A 12,141-nucleotide genomic window follows, 5' to 3' on the forward strand; every position below is an offset into this window, starting at 1 on the left:
ACATAAATTTTATAAAGCTTCAACCCCAAACTCTATAAATCATTGATATATCATTTGAATTTAACATTATCAGTATACCAGCTAATTTAGAGTGACAACCTGTAGGTTCTTCTTCTTCTGAAAGTAACCGGGTCAAAATGCTTCCACATATTGTGGATGGCATGATTATCTTCGAGTTCCGGAGTTCGAACACATTGAAGAATTCCTTTCTGTTTGAAAGTATTGTAGTATTCATTGAAAATTATAGCTGTAACGCCTTTGCTTTGGTACTCAGGATCAATTCCGATTAAATAAAACAACACTTCTTTACTCTCTTTTTTGGCTTTGAGCAAATGATAAAAACCAAAAGGAAACAGTTTCCCATTGGCTTTTTGCAGTGCTCTTGAAAAACTCGGCATCACAATACTAAAAGCGACAATATTATCCTGCTTATCTAAAACAAACTTTATATACTCCGGATTGATAAAACTGATGTATTTTTTCTTGAAGTATTCCTTTTGAACATCGGTTATAGCAACAAAAGAAGACAAGTTAGCATAACTGGCATTGAACAAATCAAACATCTTGTCTACGTATGGCATAATGTCTTTATTGTTATTAAAATTAAGCGCTCTTAAGCCATAACGACTCTTAATGAGTTCATTAGCTTTTAGAAATAACTCGGGTTTAACATTAGAGAAAGGAAATTTATTCTCGAGGTATTCTTTTTCTTTTACATACCCCAATTGTTCCAGATGCTCTTTATAATAGGGAAAATTGTACCACGTAATCATGGAACCGATTTCATCAAAACCTTCGGTTAAAACGCCGACTTTATCCAAATTAGAAAAACCCATCGGTCCTTCGACATATTCTAAATTATGAGTTCTTCCTAATTCATAAACCTTTTCCAGCAAGGCTTTGGTCACTTCAATATCATCAATTACATCCCACCAACCAAAACGCACTTTTTTCTTTTGTTGGTCATTGACTTCATTCCAATTGATGATAGCCGCAATTCTACCTACCACTTTATTGTCTTTGTAAGCCAAATAAAAATAAGCTTCTGCCGAAGTGAACGCAGGATTTTTAGTCTTATCAAAAGTTTCTAGTTCATCACTAATCAATGGCGGAACCCAATAAGGATGGTTTTTATATAGCGTAAAAGGAAACTTGACGTATTCTTGAATTAGCTTTTTAGTATTGGCTTCTATTACAGTAATCATTATGGTTTAGTATTTTCTAATTCTACTTCGTCTTTGCGTTTTTTACCTTTGTCTTTTTTAGATTTTTTATCTTTCATCTTCTTATCCTCTTTCTCGCTTTTGATACGTTTGTAATTGGTTTCATAATTACTGTCGAAACGCCATGACATTCCGAAACCGCCATGCATGATAGCCGGAGTATCTTTTATGTTTTTGGCCAAATAAGCATCTAATTGGATATTCTCTCTTATCAAATAAGCTGCCCCCAATCGCCCAAGCACATCGGCATAAAAGTCACTTTTATAAGACTGAACTTCTAAAAATCCGGACCAACGCATATTGAATCCTCTGGTCATCGTGGTAATCCATCCTAATGTTGGATAGTCGGTCATGTATTTGTCGGCGATGATGTTATTCACCCAAACCCATTTGCTCCCAAAATGATTCTGAGTAATCACCATCAATTTCGGACTAATCACCGGATCGCTTTCAAAAGTAAATGGATTATTACCCAAATTCAAATTAAAACCGCCATAAACAGCCACGGCCGGAATAAATTGTTTCCAACTGAACTTATGATTGGCTTTCCAACTGTACACATTTGGTTTGTCATCTTTCAACTGAACAAACGGATCATAAACCAAATATTTGGCGCCCAAGGTAAACTGCTTAAATCCGCCACGAGTATCTTCAACTAAAGGTGCTGTATACCAATCATATTGGTATTGGGTCTCTAAATTAAATTCAAACTGATCAAAAAAAGCACCATATCGCACACTTAATTCTGTCCCGAAACCATTGGCTTCGTAACGAGATATATCGTGTTTTTCCTGAATGCCGAACAAACCGCCTTCAGCTTGAATTACAGTTTTTCCAACAGAGAAAGCCGACATTGATTTTCCGGGACGATTTGAATTAATGATATCGGTATATTGGGCGTATTGTTTAGTTGAAATCAACAAAAAACCAACAATTAAAAGTGATTTTATCCTTAGCATAACAGTATAGATTTGTAGATATATAGTCTTCCAAAAGTAATACAATTTATCATTTATTTAAGAGGTTAAAGCGAATTTTACATTGTGGAATTTAGTATTTTTGACAAAAATTTTATTCCCATTATGGAAACTGCATCTATGCCCGGCTTTATCAGAACTATATTATGGATAATAGCCATTTATTACATCGTTAAATTTTTAGCCCGATTGTTTTTACCGGTTGTAGCCAAAAAAGTGGTCGAAAAAGCTGCCCAACAATTCCAACAACAGCAGCAGCAATACCAACAGCAACAACAAGCTCAAAACCCTAAAACAGAAAAGCCAAAAGAGAAAAAAATCGTAGGTGATTATATTGATTTCGAAGAAATTAAGTAATTTCCCCTTGACAACCTAAACCAAAAACATGAAACAAATTCAAAAGTTTTATCCCCATTTATTAGCCATTCTTGGTTTCATCTTAGTTTCTTTACTCTATTTTTATCCGGTTTTACAAGGCAAAAAAATATACCAACACGACATCGTGCAATACACCGGTATGGCCAAAGAACAAAACGATTTCAGAGCCGAATATGACACCGAACCTTATTGGACCAACGCTTCCTTTGGAGGAATGCCAACCTATCAATCGGGAGCCAAATACCCGCATGATTATATTGGTAAACTTGATGATTTGTTGCGATTTTTACCCAGACCGGCTGATTATTTATTTCTTTATTTCTTAGGATTTTACGGATTGCTACTCACTTTGAGAATTAATCCGCTGAAAGCATTTTTCGGCGCTTTGGCTTTTGGATTATCGACTTATTTGATTGTAATTATCGGCGTCGGACACAATGCTAAAGCGCATGCTATAGCCTATATGCCATTAGTCATCGCCGGATTTATATTGGTTTTTCGAAAGAAATATTTGCATGGCGGAATCTTAACGATGCTCGCCGTTGCCTTGGAAATTACGGCCAATCACTTCCAGATGACTTATTACTTGTTCTTGCTTTTAATAGTAATGAGCTTTTATTTTTTATACCGATTATACCAAGAAAAAGACCTCAAGGCCTTGCCTAAAATTATAGCCACTTTTCTAATTGCCGTGACTTTAGCCGTTGGTGCCAATGCAACCAGTTTAATGGCTACCAAAGAGTACGCCGATTTCAGTATCCGCGGTAAAAGCGAATTGACTACCAATCCTGATGGCTCCAAGAAAGAAGCGAACATCTCAATGGACAGAGAGTACATCACAGAGTATAGTTATGGCGTAAGCGAAAGTTTGAATTTAATTGCGCCGAGACTTTTTGGCGGTGGCAACGGGCAGAAACTTTCAGAAGATTCACATGTCTATAATTTTATGCTGGAATACGGCGCCCAACCCGAAGAAGCCAAAGAAATTACCGAAAGTTACGGAATAACTTATTGGGGAGATCAACCGCAAGTAGCCGCACCGGCTTACATTGGCGCGATTGTTTTCTTCCTTTTTGTGTTGGCCCTATACCACGACAAACGCAAAATAAAATATGCGTTTCTCGCCGGAGCCATTTTTTCTTTACTGCTTTCTTGGGGTAAAAACTTCTCGCTGTTAACGGATTTCTTCATCGATTATGTGCCTGCTTATGACAAGTTCAGAGCGGTTTCTTCGATTCAGGTTATATTGGAATTGTGTATTCCGGTACTGGCCATCATGGGATTGCAATCGTTTTTTACCACTGATAAAGAAAAACAATGGCCAAGTTTATGGAAAACCGCCGCTACCAGTTTAGGATTAATTGTAGTGTTGTTTTTAGCGAAAGGCATGTTCAGTTTTGTTGGTGATATTGACAGCCAATTGGCACAAGCTTTACAAAGTCATCCCGATAAATCCTTTGGAACCGCCTTTTTAGAAGCGCTGAGAGAAGATCGAAAAGATTTGTATTCGGCCGATTTATTGCGTTCCGGTTTCTTAATGTTGGTGACTTTTGGCGCACTTTACCTGTATACCAAAAACAAGTTGGCACAAAACACAGCGGTTATCATCATCGGCGTTTTTATGGTAGGCGATTTGTTTTTTGTGGATAAAAACTATGTAAGTAATGACGGAAAACAATTCAGAAGTGCCCGTGAAGTAGATGTACCATTCGAACCCACAGCAGCCGATTCACTGATTTTAGCAGACAAATCTATCTTTAGAGTTTACGAATTGGATGGTGGTTTACACAGTCCGAGATCCTCCTATTTCCACAAATCGGTTGGTGGTTACAGTGCCGTAAGACCAAGACGCTTCGAAGAAGTGTACACTCATTTGATTGAAAAAAGCATGAACACTTTGGGTGAAAATGTTGACCCAAAAACACTTTCCTTAACCAAAAGTATTCCGGTTTTGGATGTCTTTAATATCAAATATTTAATCATCGGTACCGAACAAGGCGATATTCCGGTTACGAATCCGTTCCACAATGGCAATGCTTGGTTTGTGAAGGAATTGAAATACGTTAATTCTGCTGATGAGGAATTAAAAACCTTAGGCAATTTGGACACCAAAAATGTCGCTATAATGAACAAAAAACCAGATGGTTTAGGAATTTATAAAATTGCCCCTAAGGCTAACAGAACGTTTACAACCGACAGCACAGCTTCCATCAAATTAGACGAATACAAACCCAATTATTTGAAATATACTTCAAATAACAACCAAGATGGTTTCGCCGTGTTCTCCGAAATCTATTACAAAGACGGTTGGAAAGCAACTATTGACGGAAAAGAAACTCGAATTTACAAAGTTGATTATACTTTGAGAGGAATCGAAATCCCGAAAGGCAAACACAACATCGAATTCAAATTTGAACCGCAAGTCGTGAAAACCGGTAGCACTATCGCCCTATTCAGTTCGATTGGAATGTTGTTGGTGGTAATTGGCGTGGTTTATTTTGAACAAAAAGGCAAGAAAACTGAGTAATGTCTGAACCCAAAAAACTCCTAATCATCACTTATTATTGGCCACCGGCCGGTGGACCGGGCGTACAGCGTTGGTTAAAGTTTGTCAAGTATTTGCCGGAGTTCAACGTTCAGCCGATTGTGTATGTTCCTGAAAATCCAACGTATCCTATTATTGATAACGGTTTGCAAAGCGAGGTTTCGGAAAAAGCGATTATCCTGAAAAACAAAATCTTTGAACCTTACGGTTTGGCTTCGTTTTTTAGCAAAAACAAAACCAAAAAAATCAGTTCAGGCATTATTCCCAATCAAAAAAAACAATCGTTTTTAGAGAAAACTTTGCTTTGGGTACGCGGCAATATTTTTATCCCTGATGCACGGTTTCTTTGGGTCAAACCTTCGGTGAAATATTTGACTAAATATATTCAGGAAAACAATATTGACACGATTGTAACTTCAGGTCCGCCACATAGTTTGCACTTGATTGGTTTGCAATTAAAGAAAGATTTAGGCGTGAAATGGTTTGCCGATTTCCGCGATCCTTGGACGACTATTGGTTACCACAAAGCGTTGAAATTATCTTCTTCTGCCGAGAAAAAACACAAAGTATTAGAGAAAGAAGTTTTAACCTCAGCCGATACCATAATCGTAACGAGTAAAACCACCAAAACCGAATTTGAAGCGATTACATCCAAACCAATTGAAGTGATTACGAATGGTTACGATATCGAAAAAATCTCCAAACAACCTTTGGATGCGAAATTCACGTTGGCCCATATCGGTTCGTTTCTGTCGGAAAGAAATCCGAGAATCCTTTGGAAAGCCTTAAAAGAATTGACCAAAGAAAACAAAGACTTTAAAAACGATTTTCAACTCAAGCTAATCGGCGCCGTAAGTCAAGAAGTTTTAGATACGATTTCTGAATTCAAACTCAATGATTATGTATTGAATTTAGGTTACGTTTCTCACCAAGAAGCCGTTGAACACCAAAGGAAATCGCAGGTTTTATTGCTCATCGAAATCAATTCCGAAGACACCAAAAGCATCATCCCCGGAAAATTATTTGAATACATGGTTTCCGAAAGACCGATTATTGCGATTGGTCCGGAAAGTTCTGATTTTGCCGAAATCATCACTTCAACCAACACCGGCGTTTTCTTTACTTATGACGAAAAGGGAAAACTAAAAGCGCTACTTTTGAAATACTATCAGGAATACCAAAAGCAAAATTTAAAGGTTCACGCCGTTGGTTTGCAACAATATTCCAGAAAAAGTTTAACAGAGCAATTGTCTAAATTAATTTCGTAATTCATAATTCCTAATTCGTAATTTCAAAAAATGGGCATCGTCGTCAACCAATCCATCAAAAACACCATTATAACCTATATCGGGTTTGCGATTGGCGCGGCGAATACTTTGTTTATGTATCCGCATTTTTTGGGCGAGAAGTTTTATGGTTTAACCGGTTATATCTTGTCGTCAGCGAATATTATTTTTCCGTTGATGGCTTTTGGTGTTCACAACACCTTGGTCAAATTCTTCACCCAATACAAAACCGAAAAAGAAAAAAGCGAGTTCCTAACCTTTGTAATGATTCTACCGTTATTGGTACTCATTCCGTTAGGGCTTATCGGAACAATTTTCTACACCGATATCGCTTCATTTTTATCCCGAGAAAATCCTATCATCTCCGACTTCACTTGGCAAATTCCGGTGATTGGTTTGTGCATGGGGTATTTTGAAATTTTTTATGCTTGGGTAAAAGTCCATATGCAATCGGTGTTCGGGAGTTTTGTGAAAGAGGTTTTACTTCGGGTTTTTATTAGCATTTTTCTTTTCGCCGTTTATTTCGGTACCATTTCGGCCGAGACTTTTGTCGATATTTTGATGGGCATTTATTTGCTGACTACTTTAGTGATGTTGTTTTATGCCAATAAAGTACAGTCGATTCAATTCTCGTTTAAAATACCACACAATGTCAAAGCGGTGCTAACTTATTCGTTGTTCATCATTCTATCGGGAAGTATCGCTAATATGTTGCTCGACATCGACAAAACCATGATTGCACAATACATCAAGATTGAAAACATTGCCTACTATTCGGTGGCGATTTTTATTGCAACAGTGATTTCGGTTCCCAGTCGAGCCATGCACCAAATCACCTATCCGATTACGGCCAAATTAATGACCGAAGGCAAACACGACGAACTGAACGACTTGTATAAAAAGACTTCCATTTCGCTGCAAATCGTCGGCGGATTGGTTTTGGTTGGCATTCTGGTCAATATTAACCAGCTGTATTTACTTTTACCCGAAAACTACCGCGGCGGTGTTTTTGTGGTTTTTGTCATTGGTATTTCTAAATACTTCGATTTGATTTTGGGCAACAACAATGCGATTATTTTCAACTCCAAATATTATAAAGCGGTTTTATTTTTAGGATTGTTTTTAGCGGTTTTAGCCATTTCTTTAAACGATTATTTCATTCCGATTTATGGCATCAACGGTGCGGCGATTGCGACACTCATTTCGATTACGTTGTATAGTTTGGCCAAATTGCTTTTTGTGGTTTTAAAAATGAATCTTTATCCGTTTACATTAAAAAATATTTACGCTTTAATGATTGGATTGATTTGCTTCTTCGCCTTTTACTACTGGGATTTTCCTTTTCATCCGATAGTGAATATTGGTTTCAAATCGGTTTTGGTTTCTTTGGTTTATGTTGGGCTGACCTACAAAGCCAATCTTTCGGAAGAAATAAATAATGTAATTCTGAATGTGCTCAAAAAAATAAAAATCCAATAATCTTCCTCTAAATGTAAACTAGCCGACAATTGGTATCATCAGTTATTTTGAACTTTGATTAAAATTGAAACGCTATGAAAACAATTCTTTCCCTTTTTACCCTATTATTACTTTTTACTTCGTGTGAAGTCGAAGGCGAACTAACCCGCGATATAGTTGAAGAAGAAGTCAGCAATGAGGCAGTTTTGCGCTCTACCGGAACTTTCAATCCAACCGGTGGAATATCAGGCAGCGGAACGGTAAAAATTTACCAATTGGGCAACGCTTACACTTTAAAATTAGAAAACTATTCCATTTCAGCCGGGCCGGATTTAAAAGTCTATTTATCCAAAGCAGATTCGCCGTCTGACTTTGTCAACTTAGGCAATGTCAATCCGGATGTGACTTATTCAATACCACAGCAGGTAAACCTTGCCGATTATCCTTATGTTTTAATTCATTGCCAGCAATACAACCATTTGTTTGCAATTGCGGCTTTACAATCTAATTAAATGACTATGAAAAAGATTGTTTTTATTAGTTGGATATCGATAATCGGGTGTTCAACTGTTTACGCTCAAGGTTGTAGTGATGCCGGGGTTTGTTCTATTGGCAATAGTTTTGACAAAGAAAACTCAAACAAAAATCTAATCGAAACCGGAAGCATTTACGGCGTTGGCGAAGCTGATGTAACTTACATTTCATCCTATGTAACTTATTCGAGAGCATTTGGTGAAAAATGGGCGTTGAGTGCTAAGTTTACTTATTCTGTAGCCGATGGCAGTTTTGGTCAACGCGGACAATTTGGCGATGCTTATTTAATCAGCAATTACAAATTCGCCGAAAAAGACCAAAAGCAATGGAGCATTTTATCCGGATTCAAGTTTCCGTTTACGACTGCTAATGCTAAAATCAACGGCTATTCTTTGCCTTTAGATTATCAGGCGAGCTTGGGTACATTCGATTTGATTTTGGCCGCCAATTATAAATATTCGCAATGGGATTTTAATTTTGGTTTTCAAATTCCGGTTTTCAATAATAACAAAAACTCTTATTTCGCCGAATACAGTGGTACCGATGATTTCCCGTCAACCAATTTATTCGAGAGAAAATCAGACGCTTTGTTCCGCACGACTTATACTTATCAAACGCCAAATAAAAAATTTACTTTCAAACCGAATATGTTGTTCTTATACCATTTGGGTGAAGACAGTTATGAAAATATTTTCAGCCAACGCGAAACCATCAAAGGTTCGGATGGTTTGACTATTAACGGCAATTTGATAACCAGTTACACGCTCAATTCAAAAAGCAGTTTAGAACTTTCTTTGGCAACGCCTTTTGTAGTGCGCGATATTCGTCCCGATGGATTGACAAGAGCTTTTACGGCGGGATTAATTTATAAAGTATCTTTTTAAGATGATAAGTTACCGAGATTTTTAGGTTTCCTATTTGATGCTTTCGACAAAATGATTACTTTTAGTATCATTTTTGTTTATGTCTCTGCTTAAAAAAATCATCTTGGGTTTGTTCCTTTCGTCATTCATAGGTTATTTGGAATGGGGAAAAGAAAGCGAATTCATCGCCGAAATCGAATACGATTTGTTGCTCAAAATGGGTGATACACCCGAAGCCTTTTTACATCCGTTCATCCTTTTGCCATTATTGGGACAAATTGTTTTACTGCTTTCATTTTTGGTACCTAAGCCAAAATTTTGGGTGGTACTCTTGGCTTCAACCGGAATCGCTTTGCTATTTCTGATGCTGCTCTTTATAGGGTTGCTCGATTGGAATCCGAAAATAACCTTGTTCACCTTGCCCTTTTTAGTGTTTTACAGCTTTCTCATTACCCGAAGAAAAAGCTTAACTTTGGTTAAATCCTAAAACAAATGAACTACTATTGGTATAGTATAGGCTTGACAATTGGCTATTATTACGCCCAAAAAATCGGTCGTGAAGCTGTGGTTAAAATCAATAAATACCAAACCGAAAAAGAAAAAGAAAAAGAAAATCAAAACCAATACCCATGAAAAATATCACCTTTATCCTTTTATTGTTGTCCGCCTTAGGCTTTGCCCAAGAAAGCAATCCGGACTATGATGAGCAACTAGCCAAATCACTCAATGCCGATGAGTATGGCATGAAAACCTATGTGTTTTGCATTTTGAAAACCGGGAGCAATACAACCGCAACCAAAGAAGAGCGGGCCCAACTTTTCGAAGGTCACATGGCCAACATCAACAAACTGGCCGACGAAGGCAAACTGGTCGTGGCCGGACCATTCATGAAAAACGACAAAAATTACCGTGGCATTTTTATATTCAACGTCAGTACACTAGAAGCTGCCAACGCTTTGGTCGAATCTGATCCGGCGGTAAAAGCCAAAATTTTTGAAGCTGAAATGACGGTTTGGTATTGCAGTGCTGCTTTACAACAAGTCAATGAACTGCACAACAAAGTCGCTAAGAAAAAAATGTAGTTCATGCTCAACAAAGTCCACCACATTGCCATCATCTGTTCGAATTATGAGCTTTCTAAAAAATTTTATACCGAAATTCTGGGCTTGCAAATCATTCAGGAAGTGTATCGCGAAGAACGACAATCCTTCAAATTAGACCTTTCGCTTAACGGTAATTATATAATCGAATTGTTTTCGTTTCCCAATCCGCCCAAAAGGATTTCAAGACCGGAAGCTACAGGTTTGCGCCATTTGGCTTTTGAAGTAGATAATATTGAAACCGTCGTAGATCATTTGGCACAATACAACATCATCGCCGAGACTATTCGAATAGATGAATACACTGGAAAAAGATTCACTTTCATTAGCGATCCCGATGGCTTACCGATAGAATTTTATGAGCGATAAGTTTTTCAAAAGAGACTTTCCTTAACTTTACTATCCTCAAAAAAACTCATTAAACTATGATAAGACTAACATTCAGCATTGATATCAATGCTTCTAAAGAGAAAGTTTGGTATTCACTTTGGGATGAAGAAAACTACGAAGCCTGGGTCAGCGCATTCTGCGAAGGTTCTTATGCGATTTCGGATTGGAACCAAGGCAGTAAAATTTATTTTTTAGACCAAAATGGCAGCGGAATGAATTCGGAGATTGCCCTCAACAAACCTTTTGAAACCATGCTATTCCGTCATTTAGGCGAATTAAAAGAATATGTCGAACAACCCGCAACGGAGACAACCAAAGCTTGGTCAGGCGCCGAAGAGCGGTATGATTTAAATGAAAGCAATGGCATAACAACTGTCACTGTAACCATAGATTTGGTCGAAAAATATTTAGATTACTTTAAGGAGACTTTCCCGATAGCTCTAGAAAAACTAAAAGCCATAGCCGAAAGTGATACCAAAACCATCACAGTAAAAACAACCCTTGACGTTTCATTAGAAGAAGTTTGGAACAAATTCACCCAACCGGAACATATAGTAAACTGGAATTTCGCTTCTGAAGATTGGCATTGTCCCAAAGCAGAAAATCATTTGGATGTCGGGAAAAATTTCACTTTTACCATGGCTTCCAAAGACGGCGAAATGAGTTTTGATTTTGTCGGAACTTACCAAGAAGTAATTCCGAGGAAAAAATTGGTTTACCAAATTGCTGACGGGAGAAAAGTAACGGTACAATTCGATATTATGGATGAACAAGTTATCCTAACAGAAAATTTCGAACCGGAAAATATTCATTCGGTAGCACTCCAACGCGAAGGTTGGCAATCGATTTTAAACAATTTTAAAAAATATACAAATCAATAAAAACAAGCATCAATCATGACACAAGTAAATCCTTATTTAATTTTTAACGGAAACTGTGAAGCTGCGTTTCTTTTTTATCAATCCGTTTTCGGAGGCGAATTTCCTTATATGGGTAGATTTAAAGACATGCCGGCCGATGACAATTGTCCACCGGTATCTGAAGATGAAGCTAACAGAATTATGCACGTTAGTTTGCCTATCGGAAATACCGTTTTAATGGGAAGTGACAGTACTTCACAAAGTGGCGATGCCATTATCGGAACCAATATTTCGGTTTCCATCAATACCGATAGCCGAGCGGAAGCAGACAGAATCTTCAACGGTTTATCTGCAGGCGGCAATGCTTTTATGCCGATGACCTCAACCTTTTGGGGCGCTTATTTTGGGATGTTTACCGATAAATTCGGCATCAATTGGATGGTGAATTTTGATGAAAATCCGCAACCTTAAATTATTTTTCAGCTTACATACTATAAATCATTCTCTTGCGTTATCAATAGAAACAC

General features: G+C 37.5%; 14 protein-coding genes. 12 read left to right on the forward strand and 2 right to left on the reverse strand.

The genetic code is table 11. The features are described from left to right. Nucleotides 1-86: 86 nt before the first annotated feature. A complete protein-coding gene (locus P7V56_RS12410) occupies nt 87-1,205 on the reverse strand; it encodes a GTP cyclohydrolase (protein WP_171223381.1) in 1,119 nt (372 codons plus the stop codon). Further along, complete coding sequence (locus P7V56_RS12415) at nt 1,205-2,182, reverse strand: transporter (protein ID WP_171223380.1); 978 nt, start codon at nt 2,180-2,182, stop codon at nt 1,205-1,207. The genes P7V56_RS12410 and P7V56_RS12415 overlap by 1 nt, the downstream gene beginning before the upstream one ends. 123 nt (nt 2,183-2,305) lie before the next feature. Between P7V56_RS12415 and P7V56_RS12420 the strand changes: the two genes are divergently transcribed. From P7V56_RS12420 to P7V56_RS12475, 12 genes are all read left to right on the forward strand, one after another. Next, a complete protein-coding gene (locus P7V56_RS12420; RefSeq protein ID WP_171223379.1) occupies nt 2,306-2,557 on the forward strand; it encodes a DUF4834 domain-containing protein in 252 nt (83 codons plus the stop codon). A gap of 28 nt (nt 2,558-2,585) precedes the next feature. Then, nucleotides 2,586-5,105 (forward strand): YfhO family protein, encoded by a 2,520-nt coding sequence (locus tag P7V56_RS12425; protein ID WP_171223378.1) that lies wholly within the window; start codon nt 2,586-2,588, stop codon nt 5,103-5,105. Continuing rightward, nucleotides 5,105-6,391: a glycosyltransferase family 4 protein gene (locus P7V56_RS12430; RefSeq protein WP_171223377.1), complete on the forward strand. Its 1,287-nt coding sequence runs from the start codon at nt 5,105-5,107 to the stop codon at nt 6,389-6,391. Before P7V56_RS12425 ends, P7V56_RS12430 begins: the two co-directional genes overlap by 1 nt. Before the next feature lie 30 nt (nt 6,392-6,421). Then, nucleotides 6,422-7,888, forward strand: a complete 1,467-nt coding sequence (locus P7V56_RS12435) for a lipopolysaccharide biosynthesis protein (RefSeq protein WP_171223376.1) — start codon at nt 6,422-6,424, stop codon at nt 7,886-7,888. A 74-nt stretch (nt 7,889-7,962) separates the two neighbouring features. Further along, nucleotides 7,963-8,379 carry a DM13 domain-containing protein gene (locus tag P7V56_RS12440; RefSeq protein ID WP_171223375.1) on the forward strand — a complete coding sequence of 139 codons (417 nt, stop codon included), beginning with the start codon at nt 7,963-7,965 and terminating at the stop codon, nt 8,377-8,379. Nucleotides 8,380-8,385: 6 nt separating this feature from the next. After that, the gene (locus P7V56_RS12445; RefSeq protein WP_240976718.1) at nt 8,386-9,285 is read left to right on the forward strand and encodes a hypothetical protein; all 900 of its coding nucleotides are present in this window, start codon (nt 8,386-8,388) and stop codon (nt 9,283-9,285) included. 79 nt (nt 9,286-9,364) lie between these two features. Continuing rightward, on the forward strand, nt 9,365-9,751 hold the full coding sequence (locus P7V56_RS12450; protein WP_171223373.1) for a hypothetical protein: 387 nt from the start codon (nt 9,365-9,367) through the stop codon (nt 9,749-9,751). Between the two features lie 5 nt (nt 9,752-9,756). Further along, nucleotides 9,757-9,897 carry a hypothetical protein gene (locus tag P7V56_RS12455; RefSeq protein ID WP_171223372.1) on the forward strand — a complete coding sequence of 47 codons (141 nt, stop codon included), beginning with the start codon at nt 9,757-9,759 and terminating at the stop codon, nt 9,895-9,897. Next, nucleotides 9,894-10,346, forward strand: coding sequence for a YciI family protein (locus P7V56_RS12460; protein ID WP_171223371.1), 453 nt, complete (start codon nt 9,894-9,896; stop codon nt 10,344-10,346). Before P7V56_RS12455 ends, P7V56_RS12460 begins: the two co-directional genes overlap by 4 nt. Before the next feature lie 3 nt (nt 10,347-10,349). Next, complete coding sequence (gloA2, locus tag P7V56_RS12465; RefSeq protein WP_171223370.1) at nt 10,350-10,733, forward strand: SMU1112c/YaeR family gloxylase I-like metalloprotein; 384 nt, start codon at nt 10,350-10,352, stop codon at nt 10,731-10,733. A 56-nt stretch (nt 10,734-10,789) separates the two neighbouring features. Then, the gene (locus P7V56_RS12470; RefSeq protein ID WP_240976716.1) at nt 10,790-11,635 is read left to right on the forward strand and encodes an SRPBCC domain-containing protein; all 846 of its coding nucleotides are present in this window, start codon (nt 10,790-10,792) and stop codon (nt 11,633-11,635) included. A 15-nt stretch (nt 11,636-11,650) separates the two neighbouring features. Beyond that, entirely contained in the window at nt 11,651-12,085 is a 435-nt protein-coding gene (locus P7V56_RS12475) for a VOC family protein (RefSeq protein WP_171223369.1), read from the forward strand. The last annotated feature ends 56 nt before the right edge of the window (nt 12,086-12,141 follow it).

Source organism: Flavobacterium sp. IMCC34852, from assembly GCF_030643905.1.
GTDB classification, from domain to species: Bacteria; Bacteroidota; Bacteroidia; order Flavobacteriales; family Flavobacteriaceae; genus Flavobacterium; species Flavobacterium rivulicola.